This is a genomic window from Stenotrophomonas ginsengisoli, assembly GCF_001431485.1.
In the GTDB taxonomy this organism is placed as follows: domain Bacteria; phylum Pseudomonadota; class Gammaproteobacteria; order Xanthomonadales; family Xanthomonadaceae; genus Stenotrophomonas; species Stenotrophomonas ginsengisoli.
The window spans coordinates 21912-44795 of sequence record NZ_LDJM01000005.1; the positions used below are offsets into that span (position 1 = coordinate 21912).

The following is a 22884-nucleotide window of genomic DNA, read 5'->3' on the forward strand; positions in this document are numbered from 1 at the left end:
GCGGGTGAGGCGTGCAGCATAGTCGTTTGCCGTCGGGCCGGCGTCAGCGCTGTTCGCGCCGGTTCAGTGGCCAGCGATGGCGGTGGTTCAGATGATCTGCAGGGTGATGGCCTTGAGCACGGCGCGGGTGCGGTCGCGGGTATCGAGCTTTTCCAGGATCACCGAGACATAGTTCTTCACCGTTCCCTCGGCCAGGAACAGGCTGGCGGCGATCTCGCGGTTGCTGTAGCCGCCGGCCATCAGGCGCAGCACGGCCACCTCCTTGGCACTGAACAGTGCCTTGGGCGCGCTGTCGGCGTGGTAGCGGTAGCGCTGGCGCACGGCCTCGGTGCTGACCGGCTGCAGCAGGCTGTGGCCGGCAGCCAGGCGCTCGATCGCATCGAGCAGGTCGGCCGGGTCGGCATCCTTGAGCAGGAAGCCCTGCGCGCCGGCGGCGGTGGCCTGCAGCAGCAGGTCGGCCTCGTCAAAGGTGGTCAGCAGCAGGCAGGGCGTGCTGTCGCCACGCGCGCGCAGCTGGCGCACCGTCTCGATGCCGTCCATGCCGGGCATACGGATGTCGCTCACCACCACCTGCACCGGCTGGCGGGCCAGTTGCTCGAGCAGGGCGGCGCCATCGGCGGCCTCGAACACGATGTCGATGCCCTGCTGCTGCAACAGCGCGCGCAGGCCGGCACGGATCAGGGCCTGGTCATCGACCAGGGCAATGCGCAGTGCGGTTCTCATGACGGGAAGCTTGCCTGCAGCTGCAGGTTGCCGGCCGGGGCCCGGCTGATCTGCAAGTGCCCGCCCAGCTCGCGGACACGCTCGTCCATGCCGGTCAGGCCATTGCCCGGACGCAGCTGGCCGGCGAGCTGGCCGTCATCGTCGATGCACAGCAGCAGGGCCTGCGGTTGTTGTGACAGCTGCACCCGCAGCTGGCTGGCCTGGCTGTGGCGGGCGCTGTTGGTCAGCGCCTCCTGCACGCAGCGCAGCAGCACGTGGGCCAGCTCGGGGTTGTTGATGCTGACACCTTCATCCACTTCCAGTTGCAGCCGTGGACGTGGCAGCGGTGCGGCCACCGCCCGCAGCGCGGTGGTGATGTCCAGCTGGCCGGTATCGCGCAGGGCCTGGACCACGGCGCGCAGGTCACCGAGCAGTTCGGCACTGAGCTGGCCGCACAGTTTGAGCTGGTCACTGGCACCGGGTTCGTTGGCCAGCGCCCGCAGGTGCAGGCGCAGGGCGGTGAGCTTGTGCCCGGCCACGTCGTGCAGTTCACGCGACAGGCGCAGGCGTTCGGCGTCGCGCAGGGTGTCGGCATGCAGGGCGCGGGTGGCCAGCAGGTCGGCATGGGCCAGAGTGAGGCGGTCGCGTGCCTGCTCGGCGACCCGCGCGTAATGCACGGTGAGCATGGCAAAGCCCTGGAAACCGGCAAAGGACAGCACCACCAGCAGGGGTTGGGTATGCATCGGCCGCAACAGCAGGTACAGGGCCACGTTGGTCAGCCCCATCAACAGCAGTGCCTGGCGCAGGGGCCAGGTGGCGGCGGCCTGGGCGGCCAGCAGCACCAGCAGTGCCGGCGCGATGCCGCTGCCGGGCAGCATGGCCAGGCCCAGTGCGCTGCCGGCTTCAACCAGCAGCAGCCAGTGGCGCAGGCGTTCGTGGGCCGGGTACAGCAGGGTGGCCAGGTAGGCGGCCAGGAACAGCAGGGCGCAGCCCCAGCGCAGGGCCAGGTGGTCGGGCTGTCCCAGGTGCAGGGTCATGGCCACCGTGGCCCAGGTCAGCAGGGCGGCCAGGGTGAGCGGGTGGCGCAGGGCGGGACGGCCGGCAGGCAGGGTCGCAGTCATGGCCGCCATGCTGTGCGCAGGCGGGCAGGGCAACAAGGGGGGAGGGCAACAAAGTGACTTCCGGCAGGGTGGATGGGTGACCACGGCAACTGCCCGCCAGTGCCGTGGCAGGCAATCCTGATGGCCCGTACAGGCAACCGCGTTGCCTACCCCTGGAGGATTGTGATGCCCGGCTATTGGTTGTTTGTCACCCTGCATGTCATGGCCGGCGCGCTGGCCCTGGGCTGCTTCTGGGCTGCGGCATGGCTGCGCAAGGGCTCGCCCCGCCACCGCGCCGTGGGCAAGGTGTTCCTGCTGGCGATGACCCTGATCGTGCTGACCTCGGTGCCGATCACCGTGCAGTTTGCCTGGTACCGGCAGCAGCCCCTGTCGGCGCTGTTCCTGGTCTACCTGATGGCCCTGACCGGCAATGCGCTGTGGTTGTCCTGGCGCGCGGTGACCGACAAGCGCGACTGGCGCGTGCTGGTGGCCCGCCCGGGCTGGGCGCTGTCGCTGTGGCCGATGCTGCTGTCGGCCATCGCCGTGCTTGCTGTCGGGCTGGGGATCGGGCAGCCGTTGTTCGTGGCCTTCTCCAGCATCGGCCTGTGGGCCGGCTGGCGGATGTGGCGCTTTGCCCGGCGTGGTCCGCAGCGGGCGGACTGGGCGCTGCGCCAGCATTACCAGTCCATGCTCGGTGCCGGCATCGCCACCCATGTGGCTTTCTTCAGCATCGGCATGCGCCCGGTCTGGCGTTGGTTGCAGGCCCACCTGAGCGTGCCTGCGGTGGTGATCGAACTGTTTCCGTGGCTGGTGCCGGTGGCGGTTGCCGTGCTGGCCAGCTGCTGGCTGGAGCGCCGCTACGGCCGTTCCCGGTCCGCAGCGGCTACCTCACGCTGAGGGGCGTGGCTCAGAAGTTGTTGTCGCCGTCCAGGATGCGGCCCAGCCCACCCAGCACCGAGCCTTCGCCGCGGTTCTGGCCACCGCCCTGCGGGGCGGCGGCAAACACGCGGCCGGCCAGGCGCGAGAACGGCAGCGATTGCAGCCAGACCTTGCCCGGGCCGGTCAGGGTGGCCAGGAACACACCTTCGCCGCCGAAGATCATGCTCTTGATCCCGGGCACGCGCTTGACGTCCATCTCCACCCCGGCGGTGTAGGCCACCACGCAGCCGGTATCCACATCCAGGCGTTCACCGGCGCGCAGTTCACGCTCGACCACACAGCCACCGGCATGCACGAACACCCAGCCATCGCCTTCCAGCTTCTGCATGATGAAACCCTCGCCGCCGAACAGGCCGGTCATCACCTTGCGCTGGAAGTGCACCCCGACCTGCACGCCGCGCGCGCCGGCCAGGAAGCTGTCCTTCTGGCAGATCAGGCGGCCGCCGAGCTGGTCCAGCTTCATCGGGATCACCGTGCCCGGGTAGGGGGCGGCGAAAGCCACCTTGGCCTTGCCCTGGCCGGTGTGGGTGTACAGCGTGGCAAACAGCGACTCGCCGGTGATCACACGCTTGCCGGCGCTCAGCAGCTTGTCCATGAAGCCACCACCGGCACCTTCGTGGCGGCCGTCGCCGAACACGGTGTCCATCTGCACGGAAGCGTCCTTGAACATCAGTGCGCCGGCTTCGGCAATCGCGCTCTCGCCCGGGTCCAGCTCGATTTCCACGAACTGCATTTCCTGGCCGTGGATGGCGAAATCGATGTCGTCATTGCGACGCCCGGCCGCGGCGTGGTGGGTGCCAGCCGGGGGCGGTACCGGCGGCATCCCCGGCATCGGCGGCGGGCCACCGGCCGCTGCCAGTTCGGGCACCTGGGCCAACGGGGTCCAGCCGCTCATGCCGGCGCGCCAGACCTGGGCCTGCGGGGTCTGCGCGGCCTGGGTGCGGGCGGCGGCGTCATCGAACGGGCCCAGGCGCTCGGCCTGGCCGGGAACGTGGAAATACCAGGTGCTCATGTGCGGCGCTCGGCAAGGGGAAGGGAGGGCACAGTGTAGGGCCAGGGTATGGCCGGGCCATTGCCGGAAGGAAATATGAATAGGTGTGGCATTGCGACGTCGGTGTTGTGCTGCAACAATTTCGCCCCGTAAGGCACCGAAGACCGGTGTCGTCCACAACTTGAAGGTTCCTGGCATGTCCATGTCGTCCCGCTCTGCCCACGTCCGTAAGCCGGTCGTGCGTCCCCTCGTCGTCGCTCTGGCGACCCTGCTGCCGGCCGTTGCCATGGCACAGGACAACGCCGCACAGCAGGCGGCCACCCTGGACACCATCAGCGTCACCGCTGCACGCAAGACCGAAAACATCCAGGACGTGCCGGTATCGATCAGCACCGTCAGCGGCGAAAAGCTCGATGCCCTGGTTTCCGGCGGCACCGATATCCGCTTCCTGTCCGGCCGCGTGCCGAGCCTGAACATCGAATCGTCCTTCGGCCGTGCCTTCCCGCGCTTCTACATCCGCGGTTACGGCAACACCGATTTCCGCATGAACACCTCCCAGCCGGTGTCGCTGGTGTATGACGACATCGTGCAGGAAAACCCGATCCTGAAGGGCTTCCCGCTGTTCGACATCCAGCAGGTGGAAGTGCTGCGCGGCCCGCAGGGCTCGCTGTTCGGCCGCAACACCCCGGCCGGCGTGGTCAAGTTCGACTCGGTGCGTCCGTCGCAGGAGTTCGAGGGCTACGGCAAGGTCGGCTACGGCAGCGACAACCTGTGGAATGTGGAAGGCGCCGTCGGCGGCGCCCTGAGCGAGCGCTGGTCGGCCCGCGCCTCGATGCTGTACCAGCGCCGCGACGACTGGGTCAAGAACACCGGCACCGGCCCCAACGACGGCCTGGAAGGCTATGACGAATCCGCCGCCCGCGTGCAGTTCCTGTACGAAGGCGAGGATTTCGAGGCCCTGTTCGGCGCCCATGCCCGCCGCCTCAACGGCACCGCACGCCTGTTCCGCGGCAACATCTTCAAGCCGGGCAGCAATGACTTTGTCGACGGCTTTGACGAAAACAGCATCGCCATCGACGGCCAGAACCATTCCGAGCTGGAAAGCCAGGGCGCCAATGCCCGCCTGGTGTGGGACCTGGGCAACTACCGCCTGCACTCCATCACCGGCTTTGAAACCCTGGAAACCTTCAGCGTCGGTGACATCGACGGCACCAACGAGTACTACACCGCCGATGTGCCGTTTGCCTCGGAAACGGCCGACGGCATCCCGAACCACTCGCAGTTCACCCAGGAATTCCGCCTGGAGTCGCAGTACAGCGGCCCGCTGAACTGGCAGGCAGGCGTGTTCTACTTCAGCGAAGACTACGACGTGGACAGCGTCAGCTATGACAGCACCAACGGATCGGTGCAGGACGGCTTCCAACGTATCAACCAGACCAACGACGCCTGGGCGGTGTTCGGCGGCCTGAACTACCAGGCCACCGACAAGCTGGAGCTGCGTGCCGGCATCCGCTACACCGTCGATGAGAAGGACCTGATCGTCAAGGATTACTGGAACACCGGTTTCTCGCCGTGCTTCCTGTCGGCCAAGTGCGACCTGGCTGGCCTGCTGGCTGCCCAGCAGCTGGCCTATGCCAATGGCGATGCGGTGGACCCGTTCCTGAGCGCCTCGACCAAGGACAAGAAGTTCAACTGGGACGCCTCGGCCACCTACGCCATCAATGACGATGTGAACGTCTATGGCCGCGTCGCCACTGGCTTCCGTGGCAGCTCGATCCAGTCGGCCGGTGCCTTCAACGACAAGACCGTTGCCGAGCCGGAAACCGTGCTGTCCTTCGAGCTGGGCATGAAGGCGGACTTCTGGAACAACCGCGCCCGCATCAACGCCAGCGTGTTCCATTACGAGGTCAAGGACCAGCAGCTCACCGCCGTGGGTGGTTCCACCGGCAATGCCAACATCCTGCTCAATGCCGACAAGAGCACCGGCAAGGGCTTTGAAATCGACATGCAGGCCTGGTTGACCGACTCCCTGCTGGTCACCCTGGGCAGCGGCTACAACCACACCGAAATCAAGGACGCCAGCCTGTCCGTGGCACCGTGCTTTGCCTGCACCGTGACCGACCCGGTCGATGTCAACGGCAAGGCCCTGATCAACGGCAACTCGCTGCCGCAGGCACCGAAGTGGACCCACAACCTGACCGCGCGCTGGTCCACCCCGGTGGGCGATGCCGGTGAGTTCTATGTGTTCACCGACTGGGCCTACCGCAGCGACGTGAACTTCTTCCTGTATGAATCCAAGGAGTTCACCGGCAAGTCGCTGACCGAAGGCGGCCTGCGCCTGGGCTACAGCTGGAACCAGGGTGACTACGACGTGGCCCTGTACGGCCGCAACATCACCAACCAGATCCGTGCCACCGGCGCGATCGACTTCAACAACCGCACCGGCTTCATCAACGAGCCGCGCGTGGTGGGTGTGGAGTTCAAGACCCGCTTCTGAGACATCACAAGCTGGTAAGTGGGGACAAGGGGCGCGGGCAACCGCGCCCCTTGTCGTATCCGGCGGCGGGCCGGGGAGTGCCGGAGTGTGATCCGTGCACGTATTCATAATCCCGAATCGACACAGAATCGACGCGCACGGCATCGCCGTGCCCGGGGCGGGGCCTCAAGGGGGATCCCCACCCGGCCGGATCGATCCACTGATGGAGGGGATATGGCAATTGCAATGCAACGCCTGGCCTGTGCCGGGCTGCTGGCCCTCGGCCTGCTGGGGGTCAACCAGGCCCAGGCCAACCGCGGCGTGGTATTCGTGCACGGCACCGGACACCAGACCGATGCGCTGAACAACTACTGGGAGCCGGCGATCGTCAACACGGTGCGCGCCGGCCTGCCCAACAGCGCCAACTACGCGGTCATCAACTGCAACTTCGAAGCCTACATGTGGACCAGCGAGGCGGCCGGCTGCCTGGCCACCCAGCTGACCAGCTTCATCAATGCCCGTGGCATCACCTCGATGACGGTGATCACCCACTCCAACGGCGGCAACGTGATGCGCTGGATCCTGTCCAACCCGACCTGGGACAGCCGTTACCCCAACATCATTGCCAAGACCCGCAAGGTCAACGCCCTGGCACCGTCCTCGGCCGGCACCCCGCTGGCCGATGCGGTGATGAACGGCAATGTGTTCGAGCAGGCCCTGGGCTGGCTGCTGGGCTACAAGAGCGATGCGGTGCGCATGCAGCAGGTCAGCTGGATGGCCACCTACAACGCCAACAACCTGTACGGCACCTCCGGCCGCCCGGCCCTGCCCAAGCCGTTCCGCGCGGTGGTGGGCACCGACGTGGAATCCTCGCCGTTCGACAACGACAGCTATTGCGGTGGCTATGCCTCCAATGTCGGCCTGGAAGCGACCCAGAACTGGCTGGCGGCCTGCTCCGACGGCTTCCTCAACTGCACCAGTCAGTCGGCGGCCGGCACGGTGTGGTTCCGGGACATCAACCGCACCCGCGACGGTGAGCCGTTGAGCCATGGCCAGAGCCGGCGCAACTGCTTCAACCTGGACACCATCCTGCGCGCGGACGTGAACCTGTGAGGACTCCTGCGATGAAGACCCGTTTGATGATCGCCCTGGCCCTGGCAGGCGCCACCTCCGGTGCCTGGGCCAGCAGCGCCAGCCTGATCGACAAGACCCTGCCGGCGCTGAGCGCCGGTGACCGCACCAGCGCCGGTGTGGTGTCCGCACCGCTGCCGCCGGGCCAGTTCGAGCGTGCACCGGTGCAGTTTGCCTGGGCACTGGACCCGACCGATGCGGTGAATGCGCCGGCGGTGGAAGTGATGGAAAGCCGCAGTTTCTGGCGCACCGTGGATGCGGCCGAGCTGCAGCGCGGGGTGGAGCTGCAGTTGTCCGCCCCCGGCGCGGTGGTCCAGCTCAGCCCGGGAGCCGGGGCACGCGCCTTGCCGGCGCAGAGCCTGAAGGTGCGTGATGCCGCCAACCAGGTGATGAGCACCCGCCAGTTTGAAAGTGCCCAGCTGCAGCAGGCCGGGATGGCCGTCGCCCCGGGCACCCAGCTGCTCAAGCTGGAGAGTGCCGACATCGGCAGTTACCGTCTGCAGGCCGCCGATGGCCAGGGCCAGTACGTGCTGCAGGTGCTCGAGCCCAACAGCCCGGTGGTGCTGCGTGCGCGTACCGACCGCCATGTCGCCTTTGCCGGTTCGCGGATCAACCTGCAGGTGGACATGGATGGCGAGCAGACCGCCCCGGCCAGCCTGGCCAAGCGCCTGGTGGCCGCCCCGCTGGCCGGCCAGGGCCTGCTGGTGGCACCGGACGGCCGCACCTGGGAGGTGCCGTTGCAGGCAGGACGCAGCGGCGGTTTGAGCACCAACGTGGCCCTGCCTGAGCAGGGCAGTGACACCCCGGGGCTGTGGGAGCTGCAGGTGTTCACCGAGCAGGGCGGGATTGCCCGCGATACCCGCCTGGCCTTCGCCGTGAGCCGGCCGACTGCGCGCATTGCCGGGGCGATCAGTGCCGCCAATCCGGGTGATGTGCGCTTCCCGCTGCAGCTCGGTGCGCCGGGCCGTTACGAGGTGCGCGCGACCCTGTTTGCCACCGGCAGTGACGGCGTGCTGCGCCCGGTGGCCCAGGGCCACAGCGCGGCCTGGTTCAACAAGGCCGGTACTGGCCAGCTGGGGCTGTCGTTTGCCGACGTGGCCCTGCCGGCCGGCTACGGCGCTCCGTTCGAGCTGCGTGAGGTCGAGCTGCACGACCAGACCCGGATGGCCCCGATCGAGCGCCGCGCCCGCGCGCTGCGTTTCTGATCCAGCGCTGCCGGTGACAGGACGGCGCCGGCCGAGCCGGCGCCGTTTTCATGTGCAGGCCCGGCGCCTGGCTCAGGCTGACAGCGGCAGCACCCGTACCTGCAGCTGGCCGTCGTGTTGATGGATGTGCAGTGGCGCATCGAAGGCGGCCGACAGCGGCCCGTCCTGCAGCACCGTCTGGCGTGGGCCGTCGGCCAGGATGCGGCCATCGCGCATCAATAGCACCCGTTCGATTTCCGGGATCACCTCTTCGATGTGGTGGGTGACCAGCAGCAGGGTGATGCCCTGCCGGGCCAGTTGCGAGAGGGCATCGAGCAGGTGCTGGCGGGCCACCACATCCAGGCCGCTGGACGGCTCATCCAGCAGCAGGGCCTGCGGCTTGTTGACCAGGGCGCGGGCGATCAGGACGCGTCGCCGCTGGCCGGCCGACAGCTGCGCATACGGGCGCTCGGCCAGCGCCTGGGCACCGACCTGGGCCAGGGCCGCCAGGGCCTGGTCGCGCATGTCATCGCTGACCTGTTTGTGGCCGGGGATGACGTGGCTGGCAAAAAAACCGGACACCACCGCGGCCAGGGCATCCAGGCCGTGCTGGTCGGCCAGCGCGTCTTCCAGGTCGCCGCTGACGATGCCCAGCTGGCTGCGCAGGCGGTCCACCTGCCAGCGGCTCTGGCCCAGCACCTGCACCGCGGGCAGGCCATCGCCACGCGCCAGCGGGTACAGCTCGCGGGTGATCAGCTTGATGAAGGAGGATTTGCCGCAGCCATTGGGGCCGAGCAGGGCGGTGTGCTGGCCCTGGGCGATGGCCAGGCTCAGGCCGTGCAGCACGCGCACCTGGCCACGGATGACGTGGGCCTGGTCGAGCTGGATCAACGGGGCGGCCGGGCCGGAGGAAAGGGACGGACTCATGCAGTTTCCAGACGAAGGGACAACGCTCACCGCCGGGCGGTGACCGGCCAGTGTGGCCTTGCCGCGGCAATCCTGTCTGCATTTGTGGCAGCCTTGCGGTGATTTTTGTGCGGGAGATCGCATCGATGAGGGCAGCACTGGGCAGGCAATCGTGGTCGTGCGGCATCGCTGCTGGCGTGGTGGCGCTGCTGGCCAGCATCCCGCTGCTGGCGCAGGAACCCGCCGACGGTGGCCGGCCGGCGGTGGAGAGCACCGGCAGTTACCTGCAGCGCATGGACAGCGATGGCGATGGGCGCATCAGCCTGGATGAATACCAGGCCTGGATGGGCTACGGCTTTGCGCAGATGGACCGCGATGGCGACGGCGTGCTCAGCCCGCACGAACTGCCCGGTGGGCGCGGCAGGCCGATCACCCATGCCGCCCATGTGGCGCAGATCGCCCAGCGCTTTGCCCGCCAGGATGCCAATGGCGATGGCTATCTGAGCGCCACCGAGCTGGCCGCACCGCCACGCTGAGCCGGCACAGGCAGGCGCTGGGTACAATCGGCGCATGCCTGAATTGCCTGAAGTCGAAACCACCCGCCGTGGCCTGGCCCCGCATGTGGAAGGCCGCCGCATCCACGGCGTGATTGCCCGCCGGGCCAACCTGCGCTGGCCGATCCCGGCCGATCTGGATGCCCTGTTGGCCGGGCAGCCGATCCTGGCGGTACGCCGAAGGGCCAAGTACCTGTTGATCGACACCCCGCTGGGCAGCGTGATCGTGCACCTGGGCATGACCGGCAGCCTGCGTGTGCTGCCCGGCGATACCCCGCTGCGCAGCCACGACCATGTCGACATCAGCCTGGACAACGGCAAGTTGCTGCGCCTGAACGACCCGCGCCGCTTCGGTGCGGTGCTGTGGCAGGCGGCCGGCACCACCCACGAACTGCTGGCCGGGCTCGGCCCGGAGCCGCTGTCGGAGGACTTCGATGGGGATTACCTGTTTGCCCGCAGCCGTGGCCGCAAGGCGGCGGTGAAGACCTTCGTGATGGACCAGACGGTGGTGGTCGGGGTGGGCAACATCTACGCCGCCGAAAGCCTGTACCTGGCCGGGATCAGCCCGTTGCGCCCGGCCGGCGGCGTCTCGCGCGAGCGCTACCTGCGTCTGGCAGGCCACATCAAGGACGTGCTGGCCTATTCGATCGAGCGCGGCGGCACCACCCTGCGTGACTTCATCAGCCCCGATGGCCTGCCCGGCTACTTCGAGCAGGAGCTGCTGGTGTACGGGCGCGATGGCCAGCCGTGCCCGGGCTGCGGGCGGCCGCTCAAGCACGCGATGATCGGCCAGCGCGCCAGCGTCTGGTGCGGCCACTGCCAGCGCTAGAGCGGCGCCAGGGGGCGCGCCTGGCTGACAGGCGGAGAAGCTTCCGCCGGCACGGGCGATCGGGCAGACTGCATCCATTCTTGTGCGTATGGAAGCGGTGATGAGCGAGCAGGTGGTGCAGCACGATCACTATGTGGCCGTGCCCGGTGGCGAAGTGTTCGTACGCACCTGGCAGCCGGCCGGGGAGCGCGGCGCGCCCCTGTTGCTGCTGCATGACTCGTTGGGTTAGGTGGCGCAGTGGCGTGACTGGCCGGACCTGCTGGCCCGGGCCTGCGGGCGGCGGGTCATTGCCTATGACCGGCTGGGTTTTGGTGCCTCCAGCGTGCAGCAGCAGCCCCTGGGGCCGGATTTCATCGCCGACCAGGCGCAGAGCGTGGCACCGGCCGTGCTCGATGGCCTGGGTGTGGGCCAGTTCGCGGTGCTTGGCCACAGTGTGGGCGGGGCCATGGCCCTGTCCCTGGCGGCGAGCCTGGCCCCGCGTTGCATGGCGGTGGTCAGCATCGCTGCCCAGGCTTTCGTCCAGCCACGTACCCTGGCCGGGATCGAGCAGGCCAGGCAGGCCTTCGCCGACCCGGACCAGCGCGCCCGCCTGGGCCGCTGGCATGGCGAGCGCAGCGACTGGGTGCTGTCGGCCTGGATCGATACCTGGACCGCGCCCGGCTTTGCCGACTGGTCACTGGCCGCCGTGCTGCCGCAGGTGCGCTGCCCGGCACTGGTGATCCATGGCGAGGACGATGAATACGGCTCGGTGGCCTTCCCGCAGGCGATTGCCGCCGGTGTGGGCGGATCGGTCGAGTTGCTGATCCTGCCCGGCTGTGGCCATGTGCCGCAGCGTGAGCAGCCGCAGCAGACCACCGCGGCGGTGGTCGACTTCCTCGCTGCCCAGGCCTGATCGGTTACAGCGGCAGCACGTCCTGCAGCGGTTCGATCGCGCCCTGGCCCTGGGTGACCTTCTTGAACTCGGCGCGTGATACCGACACATAACGTTCGTTGCCGCCGATCTCCACCTGCGGGCCGTCCTGCACGGCATGGCCCTGGGCGTCGACACGCACGTTCATGATCGCCTTCTTGCCCGAATGGCAGATGGTCTTGATCTCCTGCATCTCGTCGGCCCAGGCCAGCAGGTACTGGCTGCCTTCAAACAGCTCGCCGCGGAAATCGGTACGCAGGCCGTAGCACAGCACCGGGATGCGCAGCTGGTCCACCACCTCGGAGAGCTGCCAGACCTGGGCGCGGGACAGGAACTGGGCCTCGTCCACCAGCACGCAGCTGAGCTTGCCGTGGGCGGCGATGTCGCGGCCGATCAGCTGTTCCAGGTCGGCGTCGTGGGCAAAGGCGATGGCGTCCGAACGCAGGCCGATGCGCGAGGCCACCACGCCGGCACCGGCGCGGTCATCCAGACGCGGGGTCAGGATCGCCACCCGCATGCCGCGCTCGCGGTAGTTGTGCGCGCTCTGCAGCAGGGTGGTGGATTTTCCGGCGTTCATCGCCGAGTAGTAGAAGTAGAGCTTGGCCATGGGCAGGGATTTTACCTCCTGCCGCACGGCGCTCACTGTTTTGCTTACGGGTTGGTCGGCGGCACCGGCGGCTGGGTCTGCGGCAGCACCGGCTCCAGCGAGGAGGCCGGCAGGTTCTGCGGCAGGCCGACATCGACCGTGCCCACCGGCACCTTCTCCCAGGTGGCGTCCTGCCAGCGGTGATATTCCACCGGATCCCAGTATTTCGGTGCGTAGTACTCCGAACCCTTGATGGTGCGGGCCATGCCGCCCGATTCGTACTGGATGTCCATGTTGCTGACCTGCGAGCCGGTGCGGCTGCCGGTCAACTCCAGCTTGGCCCGGCGCAGCACCTCGGCGATGCGGGGCTTGGCTACCTCATCGCCGTATTCAGCGAACAACTCTGCCTGGATCCGCTGCGAACGCTGCCGCTGCTCGGCACTCAGGCCGGCAGCAAAGCGCTCACGCATTTCCACGAACATGGGATAGCCGCGTTCGGCAGCCACTGTCATCCAGGCGTGGGCCAGGGCGCGATCGGCCGGCATTTCCACACCGTGCCAGTACATCTCGGCCAGGTAGCCCTGGGAGGGCTTGTCGGCAAAGCGGGCGGAGCGGCGGAAGTAATCCATCGCGGTGCTGACTTCGTGACGGTGCAGGGCATCGACGGCCCACTTGCGGAAGCGCAGGTCGGGGTGGGAATCCAGGAAGCCGGGGACAGCCATCACCCGCTGGTCAGACAGGCTGGCGGCGGGGCCGGAGGCCAGGGTAGTGAGCGGCAACAACAGGCAGACCAGAAGACAAAGACGGCGCATTCACGTATTTCCGAACAATGAACGGCGAGGGTAAGAGAGTCCACAGGGGTTGTAAAATGCCATTCTGCACGGATGGTGACGATGCTCGATTTCCTCAATCCCCCCCAACGCGCTGCGGTGCTGCATGCCCAGGGCCCCTTGCTGGTGCTGGCCGGTGCCGGCAGCGGCAAGACGCGTGTGATCGTGGAAAAGATCGCCTACCTGATCGAAAGCGGGCGCTATACCGCGCGGCGGATCGCGGCGATCACCTTCACCAACAAGTCGGCCAAGGAAATGCGCGAGCGTGTGGCCAAACGCCTGCGCGGCGAATTGGCCAGCGAGGTGACCATCTGCACCTTCCACGCCCTGGGCCTGAAGTTCCTGCAGATCGAACACGCGGCGGTGGGGCTGAAGCGTGGCTTCTCCATTTTCGATGCCGATGACGCCAGCGCCCAGGTCAAGGACCTGTGTGGCGGGGTCAATGCCAAGCCCGATGACATCGAGGATGTGAAGAACCTGATCTCGCGGGCCAAGAACGGCGGCCTGTCGCCGGAGCAGGCAATGGCGGCGGCGCGCAGCAACCGCGAGCGCAATGCGGCCTTGATCTACGGCCTGTACCAGGCCCGCCTGACCGCCTTCAACGCGGTGGACTTTGACGACCTGATCCGCCTGCCGGTGCAGGTGCTGGAAGAAAACCCGGATATCGCTGCGGCCTGGCGCGAGCGCATCGGTTACCTGTTGGTGGACGAATGCCAGGATACCAATGACGCCCAGTACCGCCTGCTCAAGCAGCTGGCCGGGCCGGCCGGCAATTTCACCTGCGTGGGTGATGACGACCAGTCCATTTATGCCTGGCGCGGCGCCAACCCGGAAAACCTGAGCAACATGGGGGTGGAATACCCCAACCTGCAGATCATCAAGCTGGAGCAGAACTACCGCTGTTCCAACCGCGTATTGCGTGCGGCCAATGCCTTGATCGCGCACAACCCGCACGAGCACCTGAAAACGCTGTGGTCCGACCAGGCCGATGGCGAGCGCATCCGGGTATGGGAATGCCGCAATTCCGAACACGAGGCGGAAAAGGTTGCTGCCGAGATCCAGTTCCTGGGCAACAACAAGCAGATTCCGTGGAGTGATTTCTGCATCCTGTTCCGCGGCAACTTCCAGAGCCGGCCGCTGGAAAAGGCCTTGCAGATGGTCAGCGTGCCGTACCACCTCACCGGCGGTACGGTGTTTCTGGAACGTCAGGAGGTCAAGGACACCCTGGCCTGGCTGCGCCTGCTGGTGAACCCGGATGACGACACCGCTTTCATGCGTGCGGTGCAGTCGCCCAAGCGCGATGTCGGTGCCGGCACCCTGGCCAAGCTGGCCGAGCTGGCGATGGACAAGGACATTTCCATGGCCCAGGCCGCCGAGAGCATGGGCGCGCTGGCCCAGCTCACCCCGCGTGCGGCCAACAGCCTGAGCAAGTTCACCGACATCGTGCGCGCGCTGCGACATGACATGGCCGGCCTGTCTTCGGGGGATTTCATCCGCCGCATGGTCAAGGACAGCGGCATGCTGTCCGAGCTGCGCCATCAGTCCAAGGACGAGGCCGCCTACCAGCGCCGGGCCAACAACCTGGAAGAGCTGGCGCAGTGGTTCGAGCGTGGCCCGCGCGGTGCCAGTGCTGCCGACATGGCCGGCCAGCTGGCCCTGCTCTCGCGCAACGACAAGGACGAGGGCGGCAATGCGGTGCGCATGATGACCTTGCATGCGTCCAAGGGACTGGAGTTTCCGTACGTGTTCATCGTCGGTTGCGAGGACGGGGTGCTGCCGCACCAGGTCAGCCTGGACGAAGGCAACCTGCAGGAAGAGCGCCGCCTGCTGTACGTGGGCATCACCCGCGCCAAGATCCAGCTGTGGATGACCTATTCCAAGCTCACCCGCAAGTTCGGCGAGCACATCCGCCTCAAACCCAGCCGTTTCTTCGAGGAGATCCCGGCGGCGGAAATGCAGCGCGACGGCGCCGACCCGGTGGCCGATGCCGCGCACAAGCAGGAACGTGCCAAGGCCGGCCTGGCCGCGATCCAGGCCTTGTTTGACTGATAAAGCCACAGGAATGCCCGTGATGTCTGCCCCGCCTGCATTGCCGGTATCACTGCACAGCCAGCGCCTGCTGCTGCGGCCCTTGCGTGACGATGCGCCAGACGCCCACCAGCTGTGCCGCCTGCTCAACCAGCCGGGATTCCTGCGCCACATCGGTGACCGCGGGGTGCGTTGCGAGGGCGATGTCAGCAGTTATCTGCAGCACGGCCCGTTTGCGAGCTACCGTGAGCATGGTTTTGGCCTGATGGCGATCGAGCGTCACAGTGATGGCCAGTGGCTGGGCATGGCCGGCCTGCTGCGCCGGCCCAGCCTGCCCGGGGTGGATATCGGCTATGCCTTGCTGGCCGAACACGAAGGCCATGGCTATGCCCGCGAAGCGGCGGCCGCAGTGTTGCAGCATGCGGCCAATGACCTGCAGCTGGCAGGGGTGTATGCCATTGTCGGCATGGACAACACACGTTCGTTGGCCCTGCTGCACAAGCTCGGCTTCATCGCCGATGGCACCACCTGCCTGCCGGGCAGCGAACAGGTACTGCGAAAGCTGCTGTGGCGTGCGCCAGTGGTAGCGTTTTTAGGGTAGTGGCCATGGTCAGTCCAGATAAGGATGTGCGCTGTGCAAAAAATTGATTTATCCGAGGCCTCGGTGAGGTTGGTTGATAATGGTGAAGGACGTGCCAAGGGAGTAGGTATGAAGTTGCGTACTTCCATTTCGGTATTGGTGTGGGTGCTTTGTGTCCCGGGCATCATTCTTCATTCAACACTTTCATTCCCGGCTTTCGGAGGGATTTTTATTGGGATTTTTAATCCGAATTCCATTTCATTTCTTGAGTGGTGCTTCCTCCTTATGCTTTTTCTTTCGTTGTTTTCCTGGTTCATTCTTGCTGAGATGAATGTCGCCTGGTTGAAGGGACGCCGTTTGCACTGGGTCTGGCCGGTTTCCGGGGTGATCCTTTCTACGGCCTGGATGCTGCCGGTCAAAGATGGCGCTGGTTTGGTGGCGCTTCTGTTTGTTTCCCCCGGTGTGGTCCTGGCATCTTTCCTGGTTTTCTGGCATCTGTGGCGAGCAAAAACTGCCGGTGTGATTGACAGTTGAAATGTTTCGCCTGATTGTCCCTTCTATTTTCAATAGCAACGCGTTGGGTCACTTATAGCCATGGATAACTGCAGCAAGTGCAATGAAGTCATCGAAACCGGTTTCGATCGCTGCTGGAAGTGCGGTACCCATGTGGATGGCTCACCGGCCTCGGCGGATTTCAAGCGGGTGGATGTGGATGCCGCCGGTGTCCGTGCGCTGGATTGCCTGCGTTGCCAGCAGCCGATGCAGTTCGTACGGCGGATGAAATTCCACGAGGGCAGTCGCTTGTCGGGTGTGCTGGGTGACCTGGGGCATCTGTTGGACAACCGCGAGGAATTTGATGCGTATGCCTGCAGCGGTTGCGGAAAGCTGGAGTTTTTCCTGCCCGGATGAGCGGGTAATACAATCTGCAAGGCAACAAAAAACCCGCGCATCTCCGGCGCGGGTTTTTCAATGGCGGCATGGCCGGCGGTATTTTCAGGCCAGCCGGGTCTGCAGTTGTTCCAGTTGCTGCTGCAGGGCGGCGACGCTGGCTTCCAGCGCGGCCACACGCTCTTCCAAGGCAGTGGTGTCGCTGCCGGTCATCACCGGGGCCGCACTGCGTGCATTGGCCGCCAGGGCTGCGGCATCCACCTCGCCGCTGAGCAGGTGCACATAACGCTCCTCGCGCTGGCCGGCAGCACGCGGCAGCTGCAGGACCAGGGCCGGTTGGCGCGAGCACAGGCGTTCGAGCTGGTGGCTTACTTCCTCGGCGCTGGCGAACTTGTGCAGGCGCTCGCTGCGGGCAAACAGCTCACCGATGGTCTGCGGCCCGCGCAGCAACAGCAGGGCCAGCAGGGCGGTCTGCTGGCGGGTCAGGTTGAAGGCGCTGTCCAGGCGGTGTTCGTAACGCTCGGCACGGCTGGAGAACTGCTGCCGGGCCAGGCCCAGTCCTTCCAGATCGCGCAGTGCGCGATGCACCGCGCCCTGTTCCAGGTTGAGCAGGGGCTCGCGTGCGGTCTTCTGGTTGGCGGCGCCGAGCGCGGCGTTGACCGTGAGCGGATAGACATCCGGGGTGGTGGCCTGCTTTTCGACCAGGCAGCCGAGCACGCGGGCCTGGGCGGTGTCGAGCACGGGCAGGGTGGGGGTGTGGTCGAGGTTCTGGCTCATGGGCAGGCTCCAGCCGGCAGGGGCGGCAAGGATAACCGCCGGCGCCCGCCGTCGCCGCCAGTGCCGTTAAAATGGCCGCCTTTCCAGTAGTCCGGACCTGTGCCATGACCCGTACCCCGACCCTGACCCTGTTGGCCGCCGCTGTACTGGCGCTGGCCGGTTGTGCCTCCACTGCACCGCGCAGTGCGCCGGTGGCCAGCCCCGCCGCTGTGGTGGCTGCCGATGACAACCTCAATGCCGTGCTGTGGGTGCAGACCGCGCAGGAATACAGCGCGCTGACCACCCAGACCTGGCGCGCCGCGCAGGCCCAGCTGGATGTGGCCCTGGCCGATACGGCGTGGACGGCCCTGTTGCCGGGCGAGGGCGCCGAACTGCAGAAGCCGACCCTGCCGCCAGCGGTGATCGTGGACATTGACGAAACCATGCTCGACAACGCCGCCTACCAGGCCCGCCTGGTGGTCGATGGCAAGAGCTACGGCAATGACAGCTGGGCGGCCTGGGTGGCCGAGCGTCGCGCCACCCCGGTGCCGGGCGCGCTGGAGTTCGCCAAGGCGGCTGCGGCCAAGGGCGTGACCATCGTCTACATCTCCAACCGCACCCACGACATGATGGCCGACACCGTGGCCAACCTGCGCCACTACGGCTTCCCGGTGGACGAGGCCAACTATTACGGCCTGGGCGTGGAAGTGCCGGGCTGCACCCCGCACGGCAGCGAGAAGGGCTGCCGCCGCATTGCTGCGGCCAGCAAGTACCGCGTGCTGCTGCAGGTCGGTGACCAGATCACCGACATGGCCCAGGTCACCAGCAACAGCCGCGCCGAGCGCGATGCTCTGTTCAACGACCACAAGGCCTGGTTCGGCCAGCGCTGGTTCGTGCTGCCGGGCCCGACCTACGGTGGCTACGAGCCGGCCGCCTTCGGCAATGACTGGTCGCAGCCGGCCGACGTACGCCGGGCCAAAAAGCACCAGGCCCTGGAGCTGGCCCGATGAGCCGCGGCCCGCTGCCGCTGACCGACCATGAGCGCCTGATCTTTGCCCTGGACGTACCGGGCAAGGCGCCGGCCCTGGAGTGGATCGACAAGCTCGACGATGCGGTGTCCTTCTACAAGATCGGCATGGAACTGCTGGGCTCGGGCGAGTACTTCGACGTGCTCGAGGAGCTGGCCAAGCGCAACAAGCGCATCTTCGTGGACCTGAAGTTCTTCGACATCCCGGCCACCGTGGGCGGGGTGATCAAGCGCCTGTCGCAGTGGCCGGTGGACTACTGCACCATCCACGGCTGGCACCCGGGCATGATGGAAGCGGCCGCGGCGGCCAACAGCGCGGACATGCGCCTGCTGGCGGTGACCGTGCTGACCTCGATGGGCCGTGCTGACCTGGCCCGGATGGGCATCGACCGCGAGCCGGTGGAGGTGGTGGTCGAGCGTGCACTGGCCGCCCAGGCTGCCGGCATCGACGGGGTGATTGCCTCGGGCCAGGAAGCGGCACCGATCCGCGCAGCGACCGGCGCCGGTTTCTCCATCGTCTGCCCGGGCATCCGCCCCGGTGGCCCGGTGGGCGATGACCAGCAGCGCACCGTGGGCGTGGCCCAGGCCTTCAACGATGGCGCCGATGCCATCGTGGTGGGCCGGCCGATCCGCCTGGCCGCTGACCCGCGTGCGGCGGCACTGGCCATCCAGGCCGAGATTGCCGCCGCCCGTCACGGCGCATAAGCGGCACTGCGGCACAGACTGGTGACGGCTCACTTGCGGGCCGTCACCCGGTTTGGGCACGATGCCCGGGCTTGTCTTAGGGGGAACATCGATGCTCAGCCGTGGGTCTTTTTCCGTGCGCCACTGGTGGCTGGCCAGTGTGGGCATGTTGTTGCTGGCCGGGTGTGGCCGAAATGAGCCGCCGGCGCTGCAGGGGGCGGCGACCGAACCGGCTGCCGCCGTGCGGCAACTGGCCGATTACCTGCACAAGGGGGATCTGGTCGGTTTTTCGCGCGCTGCGGTGCCGCCGTCCACCCACCAGGCACTGGGTCAGGCCTGGGCCGAAGGGCACAGCCTGTGGCCGCTGACCGGCCTGCCGCTGGATGAACATCTGCCCGGCCTGCTGGAGGTGCTGGCCGCCGAGGATGCCGAGGCCGAACTGCAACGCGTGTTCAAGGCGCAGTTCGAGGGCCAGGCCACCAACCTGCGCCAGACCGCGCATTCATTGGGCATGTTCGGTGCCCAGTACGTCAGCCACCAGGGCGATTACAGCGAGCTGCAGCGCGAGCATTACCGCCAGCTGGTGCTGGGCCTGAGCCGCTGGGCCGGGCAGGCGCCGCTGAGTGATCCGGCCCTGGCCCAGGCCACCATCGCCGGGCTGACCCAGGCCGCGCACAGCAGTGGCCTGGATGGCGCCGCCGCCCTGCAGGCGGCTGGCATGGAGCCGGCCCTGGAGCGGTTGTCCGGCCTGCAACTGGCCATGTTCGAGATGTTTGCCCGCTATGGCCTGGACCTGCGCCAGAGCCTGGCCGGGCTGCAGGTGGGCCTGCTGCAGGAACAGGGCGACCAGGCCCTGGTCCAGGTGCAGTACACGCTGGGGGAGCAGGCGGTGTCGTTCAAGGCACAGATGCGCCGTATCGATGGCCGCTGGTACATGCAGCAGAACCTGGATGACGCCCAGCGCATCCTGGATGCCGCCGCCCAGGCGCGCCAACTGCAGGCACCGCCGGCCGCGGCGCAGGGCAGCGATGATGCGGGCACGGAGCCTGCGCAAACCGACGTGCAGGACGCACAAATGGCCTCTGGGCCATAATGTGCCCGATGTCGAACCCGAATTCTCTGCCCTCCGGTGAGGGCCAGCCACCGAGCGAGCCGGCCTTGTCGCCGGCTTCATCCGTTATCGTGCCACGTACTGGCCGCCGCCCGCTGTGGGCGCGCCTGCTCGGCCGGGTGATCGCACCCTGGCTGTCACTGAAGATTGAAACGCCCGAACATGCGGTGGACCCGGATGGCCGTCCGGTGGTCTATGTGCTGGAAGATTACGGCCTGTCCAATGCCCTGATCCTGGACAAGGCCTGCCAGGATGCCGGCCTGCCGTCGGCCCTGATCCCGCTGCCGGGGGACCTGCTCGGGCGCAAGCGTGGCTACCTGGCGCTGTCGCGGCGCAGCTCGGCCAACCCGCTCAACCCGTTGATGCCGGAGAAGAAGGCCAAGCGCACCCACTCCGATTCGCTGAGCAAGCTGCTGCAGGCCCACCAGCGTGATGCGGGCCTGGACGTGCGCCTGGTACCGGTGAGCATCTTCGTCGGCCGTGCCCCGGAAAAGCAGACCGGCTGGTTTGCGGTGCTGTTCTCGGAAAACTGGGCCCTGGTCGGCCGCTTCCGGCGCATGCTCTCGGTGTTGCTCAACGGCCGCGACACCATCGTGCGTTTTGCCGCCCCGGTGGCAGTGCGCGAGACCGTGGACGAGGGCCTGGACCACGCGCGCAGCGTGCGCAAGCTGCAGCGCGTGCTGCGCATGCACTTCCGCCGCATCCGTGAGTCGGTGATCGGCCCGGACCTGTCCACCCGCCGCCTGCTGGTGGACAAGGTGCTGGCGGCTGAGCCGGTGCGCGATGCGATCATCGCCCAGGCCAAGCGCGACAACAGCAGCCCGGCCGAAGCCTGGAAGAAGGCCCACGCCTATGCCTGGGAAATCGCGGCCGATTACTCCACCCCGGTGGTGCGTTCGGCCAGCTTCATGCTGTCGCATGTGTGGAACCGCATCTATGCCGGCGTGCTGGTCCACCACCTGGACAAGTTCAAGGCCGCTGCGCCCGGGCACGAAGTGGTCTACGTGCCCAGCCACCGCAGCCACATGGACTACCTGCTGCTGAGCTACCTGCTGTATGACCGCGGCATCGTGCCGCCGCATATCGCCGCCGGCATCAACCTCAACCTGCCCATCGTCGGCACCCTGCTGCGCAAGGGCGGTGCGTTTTTCATCCGCCGCTCGATCCGCGGCAATGCGCTGTATTCGGCGGTGTTTTCCGAATACGTCGGCCAGCTGATGGCCGGTGGCTATTCGATCGAATACTTCATCGAGGGCGGGCGTTCGCGTACCGGCCGCCTGCTCAAGCCCAAGGGCGGCATGATCTCGATGACCGTGCGTGGCTACCTGCGCCAGCCGCGCAAGCCGGTGCTGTTCCAGCCCATCTACATCGGCTACGAAAAGCTGATGGAGGGCAACAGCTACCTGGATGAACTGACCGGCCGGCCGAAGGAAAAGGAATCGATCTGGGGCCTGATCTGGGGCATCCCCAAGGTGCTCAAGTCCAATTACGGCCAGGTCGTGGTCAATTTCGGCGAGCCGATTGCCCTGAACGACGTGCTCGCCGTGCAGGCCCCGGAATGGGACGGCAACCCGGTGGCTGATTCGGAAAAGCCGGCCTGGCTGGGCGACACCGTGGACACCCTGGCGCGCACCATCCAGGAACGCGTCAATGGCGCGGCCGACGTCAACCCGATCAACCTGCTGGCCCTGGCCCTGCTGTCCACGCCCAAGCATGCGATGGGCGAGGCCGACCTGATCGCGCAGATCCAGCTGAGCAAGCAGGTGCTGGAGGAGATGCCCTATTCGGACCGCATCACCGTCACCCCGCACAGCGCCGAGCGCATCATTGCCCATGCCGAGGAGATCGGCGTGCTCCAGCGCATCAAGCACCCGCTGGGCGATGTGCTGACGGTGTCCGGTGACAATGCGGTGTTGCTGAGCTATTTCCGCAACAACGTGCTGCACCTGTTCACCGCTGCCTCGTGGGTGGCCTGCTGCTTCCAGAACAACAGGCGCATGAGCCGCACCGCGCTCAAGCGCGTGGGCCGTCGCCTGTATCCGTTCCTGCAGGGCGAGTTGTTCCTGCCGTGGAGCGAGGAGGAGTTCGTCGAGCGCATCGACCGCACCATCAGCGTGTTCGAGCGCGAAGGCCTGCTGCAGCGCGTGGGCGACGAGGACGAGGACATGCTGGCGCGTTCGTCCGGGCAGACCGACGAGGTGTTCCGCCTGCGTGCGATCGGCCATTCCTTGCAACAGGCGTTCGAGCGCTACTACATCACCATTTCGGTGCTGGTGAAAAATGGCCCGGGCACCCTGGGGGCCTCCGAACTGGAAGGCCTGTGCCAGCAGGCGGCCCAGCGCCTGAGCCTGCTCTACGCCCCGGCCGCGCCGGAGTTCTTCGACAAGGCCCTGTTCCGTGGCTTCATCCAGAAGCTGCGCGAGCTCAAGCTGGTCTGGCCCGATGCCAGCAGCAAGCTGCTGTTCGACGAGCGCCTGGATGCCTGGGCCAAGGATGCCAACTTCATCATTGGCCGCGAGCTGCGCCACACCATCGAGCGCATCAGCCCGGAGGCCAGCAAGCCGGACGTTGCCAGTGAGCCGGTGGCGACACCGACCGACAAGGCGCCGGCAGCCGACGCCCGCTCGGACCAGGAACCGCCGGACACCGGCCCACAAGCCTGACCCCCAACG

The 22884-nt window shown here is 66.9% G+C and carries 22 protein-coding genes and 1 pseudogene; 16 read left to right on the forward strand and 7 right to left on the reverse strand.

The features are described 5' to 3' along the window. Positions 1-87 precede the first annotated feature (87 nt). Complete coding sequence (locus tag ABB30_RS01325) at positions 88-723, reverse strand: response regulator transcription factor (protein WP_057636447.1); 636 nt, start codon at positions 721-723, stop codon at positions 88-90. Next, entirely contained in the window at positions 720-1823 is a 1104-nt protein-coding gene (locus ABB30_RS01330; protein ID WP_083489612.1) for a sensor histidine kinase, read from the reverse strand. Before ABB30_RS01330 ends, ABB30_RS01325 begins: the two co-directional genes overlap by 4 nt. A gap of 165 nt (positions 1824-1988) precedes the next feature. Between ABB30_RS01330 and ABB30_RS01335 the strand changes: the two genes are divergently transcribed. Further along, complete coding sequence (locus tag ABB30_RS01335) at positions 1989-2699, forward strand: hypothetical protein (protein ID WP_057636448.1); 711 nt, start codon at positions 1989-1991, stop codon at positions 2697-2699. Positions 2700-2709: 10 nt separating this feature from the next. Here ABB30_RS01335 and ABB30_RS01340 read toward each other — a convergent pair whose 3' ends face one another. Continuing rightward, positions 2710-3753 (reverse strand): TIGR00266 family protein, encoded by a 1044-nt coding sequence (locus tag ABB30_RS01340; RefSeq protein ID WP_057636449.1) that lies wholly within the window; start codon positions 3751-3753, stop codon positions 2710-2712. A gap of 181 nt (positions 3754-3934) precedes the next feature. Between ABB30_RS01340 and ABB30_RS01345 the strand changes: the two genes are divergently transcribed. The 3 genes from ABB30_RS01345 to ABB30_RS01355 all read left to right on the forward strand — a co-directional run bounded on the left by ABB30_RS01345 (position 3935) and on the right by ABB30_RS01355 (position 8544). Next, positions 3935-6229, forward strand: coding sequence for a TonB-dependent receptor (locus tag ABB30_RS01345; RefSeq protein ID WP_057636450.1), 2295 nt, complete (start codon positions 3935-3937; stop codon positions 6227-6229). Positions 6230-6442: 213 nt separating this feature from the next. Next, a complete protein-coding gene (locus ABB30_RS01350; protein WP_245626391.1) occupies positions 6443-7321 on the forward strand; it encodes an Hsp70-binding protein in 879 nt (292 codons plus the stop codon). An 11-nt stretch (positions 7322-7332) separates the two neighbouring features. After that, on the forward strand, positions 7333-8544 hold the full coding sequence (locus ABB30_RS01355; protein WP_057636452.1) for a DUF4785 domain-containing protein: 1212 nt from the start codon (positions 7333-7335) through the stop codon (positions 8542-8544). 72 nt (positions 8545-8616) lie between these two features. On the opposite strand, the gene ABB30_RS01360 is transcribed toward ABB30_RS01355, so the two are convergent. Continuing rightward, positions 8617-9450 carry an ABC transporter ATP-binding protein gene (locus ABB30_RS01360; protein WP_057636453.1) on the reverse strand — a complete coding sequence of 278 codons (834 nt, stop codon included), beginning with the start codon at positions 9448-9450 and terminating at the stop codon, positions 8617-8619. Between the two features lie 125 nt (positions 9451-9575). Here ABB30_RS01360 and ABB30_RS01365 point away from each other — a divergent pair, with 125 nt between their 5' ends. The 4 genes from ABB30_RS01365 (at position 9576) to ABB30_RS01375 (ending at position 11704) form a co-directional block, all read left to right on the forward strand. Next, a complete protein-coding gene (locus ABB30_RS01365) occupies positions 9576-9965 on the forward strand; it encodes an EF-hand domain-containing protein (protein WP_057636454.1) in 390 nt (129 codons plus the stop codon). A 34-nt stretch (positions 9966-9999) separates the two neighbouring features. Then, entirely contained in the window at positions 10000-10812 is an 813-nt protein-coding gene (gene mutM, locus ABB30_RS01370) for a bifunctional DNA-formamidopyrimidine glycosylase/DNA-(apurinic or apyrimidinic site) lyase (RefSeq protein ID WP_057636455.1), read from the forward strand. A 100-nt stretch (positions 10813-10912) separates the two neighbouring features. Continuing rightward, positions 10913-11041, forward strand: a complete 129-nt coding sequence (locus tag ABB30_RS16850; protein ID WP_275452391.1) for a hypothetical protein — start codon at positions 10913-10915, stop codon at positions 11039-11041. Then, entirely contained in the window at positions 11042-11704 is a 663-nt protein-coding gene (locus ABB30_RS01375; protein ID WP_211263429.1) for an alpha/beta fold hydrolase, read from the forward strand. Between the two features lie 4 nt (positions 11705-11708). Here the strand turns inward: ABB30_RS01375 and ABB30_RS01380 are convergent, their stop codons facing one another. Beyond that, positions 11709-12329, reverse strand: a complete 621-nt coding sequence (locus ABB30_RS01380; RefSeq protein WP_057636456.1) for a thymidine kinase — start codon at positions 12327-12329, stop codon at positions 11709-11711. A 44-nt stretch (positions 12330-12373) separates the two neighbouring features. Next, a complete protein-coding gene (locus ABB30_RS01385) occupies positions 12374-13120 on the reverse strand; it encodes an SEL1-like repeat protein (protein ID WP_057636457.1) in 747 nt (248 codons plus the stop codon). A gap of 81 nt (positions 13121-13201) precedes the next feature. On the opposite strand from ABB30_RS01385, the gene ABB30_RS01390 reads away from it, so the two are divergent. The 4 genes from ABB30_RS01390 to ABB30_RS01405 are packed head-to-tail and all read left to right on the forward strand — an operon-like array spanning position 13202 to position 16655. Beyond that, the gene (locus ABB30_RS01390; protein WP_057636471.1) at positions 13202-15187 is read left to right on the forward strand and encodes a UvrD-helicase domain-containing protein; all 1986 of its coding nucleotides are present in this window, start codon (positions 13202-13204) and stop codon (positions 15185-15187) included. A gap of 22 nt (positions 15188-15209) precedes the next feature. Further along, complete coding sequence (locus ABB30_RS01395) at positions 15210-15767, forward strand: GNAT family N-acetyltransferase (RefSeq protein ID WP_057636458.1); 558 nt, start codon at positions 15210-15212, stop codon at positions 15765-15767. A 33-nt stretch (positions 15768-15800) separates the two neighbouring features. After that, positions 15801-16280: a hypothetical protein gene (locus ABB30_RS16020; RefSeq protein WP_152980490.1), complete on the forward strand. Its 480-nt coding sequence runs from the start codon at positions 15801-15803 to the stop codon at positions 16278-16280. A gap of 60 nt (positions 16281-16340) precedes the next feature. Further along, positions 16341-16655 (forward strand): hypothetical protein, encoded by a 315-nt coding sequence (locus tag ABB30_RS01405; RefSeq protein ID WP_057636460.1) that lies wholly within the window; start codon positions 16341-16343, stop codon positions 16653-16655. An 84-nt stretch (positions 16656-16739) separates the two neighbouring features. Here ABB30_RS01405 and ABB30_RS01410 read toward each other — a convergent pair whose 3' ends face one another. Next, positions 16740-17411: a YceH family protein gene (locus ABB30_RS01410; RefSeq protein WP_057636461.1), complete on the reverse strand. Its 672-nt coding sequence runs from the start codon at positions 17409-17411 to the stop codon at positions 16740-16742. A gap of 104 nt (positions 17412-17515) precedes the next feature. Here ABB30_RS01410 and ABB30_RS01415 point away from each other — a divergent pair, with 104 nt between their 5' ends. The 4 genes and pseudogenes from ABB30_RS01415 to plsB form a co-directional block, all read left to right on the forward strand. Further along, the gene (locus ABB30_RS01415) at positions 17516-18400 is read left to right on the forward strand and encodes a 5'-nucleotidase, lipoprotein e(P4) family (protein WP_057636462.1); all 885 of its coding nucleotides are present in this window, start codon (positions 17516-17518) and stop codon (positions 18398-18400) included. After that, positions 18397-19122: an orotidine-5'-phosphate decarboxylase gene (gene pyrF, locus ABB30_RS01420; RefSeq protein WP_057636463.1), complete on the forward strand. Its 726-nt coding sequence runs from the start codon at positions 18397-18399 to the stop codon at positions 19120-19122. The genes ABB30_RS01415 and pyrF overlap by 4 nt, the downstream gene beginning before the upstream one ends. A 91-nt stretch (positions 19123-19213) precedes the next feature. Further along, positions 19214-20194 carry a hypothetical protein gene (locus ABB30_RS01425; protein WP_083489610.1) on the forward strand — a complete coding sequence of 327 codons (981 nt, stop codon included), beginning with the start codon at positions 19214-19216 and terminating at the stop codon, positions 20192-20194. An 8-nt stretch (positions 20195-20202) separates the two neighbouring features. Further along, positions 20203-22788, forward strand: a pseudogene (gene plsB, locus ABB30_RS01430) (glycerol-3-phosphate 1-O-acyltransferase PlsB); the annotation flags it as partial. Positions 22789-22884 lie beyond the last annotated feature (96 nt).

Bases quoted from the DNA above. Each gene is read 5' to 3' on its own strand.
- ABB30_RS01340 (WP_057636449.1), bottom strand. From the start codon at position 3,753: ATGAGCACCTGGTATTTCCACGTTCCCGGCCAGGCCGAGCGCCTGGGC.
- mutM (WP_057636455.1), top strand. From the start codon at position 10,000: ATGCCTGAATTGCCTGAAGTCGAAACCACCCGCCGTGGCCTGGCCCCG.
- ABB30_RS01410 (WP_057636461.1), bottom strand. From the start codon at position 17,411: ATGAGCCAGAACCTCGACCACACCCCCACCCTGCCCGTGCTCGACACC.
- ABB30_RS01330 (WP_083489612.1), bottom strand. From the start codon at position 1,823: ATGACTGCGACCCTGCCTGCCGGCCGTCCCGCCCTGCGCCACCCGCTC.
- ABB30_RS01395 (WP_057636458.1), top strand. From the start codon at position 15,210: ATGTCTGCCCCGCCTGCATTGCCGGTATCACTGCACAGCCAGCGCCTG.
- ABB30_RS01415 (WP_057636462.1), top strand. From the start codon at position 17,516: ATGACCCGTACCCCGACCCTGACCCTGTTGGCCGCCGCTGTACTGGCG.
- pyrF (WP_057636463.1), top strand. From the start codon at position 18,397: ATGAGCCGCGGCCCGCTGCCGCTGACCGACCATGAGCGCCTGATCTTT.
- ABB30_RS01365 (WP_057636454.1), top strand. From the start codon at position 9,576: ATGAGGGCAGCACTGGGCAGGCAATCGTGGTCGTGCGGCATCGCTGCT.
- ABB30_RS01335 (WP_057636448.1), top strand. From the start codon at position 1,989: ATGCCCGGCTATTGGTTGTTTGTCACCCTGCATGTCATGGCCGGCGCG.
- ABB30_RS01385 (WP_057636457.1), bottom strand. From the start codon at position 13,120: ATGCGCCGTCTTTGTCTTCTGGTCTGCCTGTTGTTGCCGCTCACTACC.
- ABB30_RS01405 (WP_057636460.1), top strand. From the start codon at position 16,341: ATGGATAACTGCAGCAAGTGCAATGAAGTCATCGAAACCGGTTTCGAT.
- ABB30_RS01380 (WP_057636456.1), bottom strand. From the start codon at position 12,329: ATGGCCAAGCTCTACTTCTACTACTCGGCGATGAACGCCGGAAAATCC.
- ABB30_RS01350 (WP_245626391.1), top strand. From the start codon at position 6,443: ATGGCAATTGCAATGCAACGCCTGGCCTGTGCCGGGCTGCTGGCCCTC.
- ABB30_RS01325 (WP_057636447.1), bottom strand. From the start codon at position 723: ATGAGAACCGCACTGCGCATTGCCCTGGTCGATGACCAGGCCCTGATC.
- ABB30_RS01390 (WP_057636471.1), top strand. From the start codon at position 13,202: ATGCTCGATTTCCTCAATCCCCCCCAACGCGCTGCGGTGCTGCATGCC.
- ABB30_RS16850 (WP_275452391.1), top strand. From the start codon at position 10,913: ATGAGCGAGCAGGTGGTGCAGCACGATCACTATGTGGCCGTGCCCGGT.
- ABB30_RS01425 (WP_083489610.1), top strand. From the start codon at position 19,214: ATGCTCAGCCGTGGGTCTTTTTCCGTGCGCCACTGGTGGCTGGCCAGT.
- ABB30_RS01360 (WP_057636453.1), bottom strand. From the start codon at position 9,450: ATGAGTCCGTCCCTTTCCTCCGGCCCGGCCGCCCCGTTGATCCAGCTC.
- ABB30_RS01355 (WP_057636452.1), top strand. From the start codon at position 7,333: ATGAAGACCCGTTTGATGATCGCCCTGGCCCTGGCAGGCGCCACCTCC.
- ABB30_RS01345 (WP_057636450.1), top strand. From the start codon at position 3,935: ATGTCGTCCCGCTCTGCCCACGTCCGTAAGCCGGTCGTGCGTCCCCTC.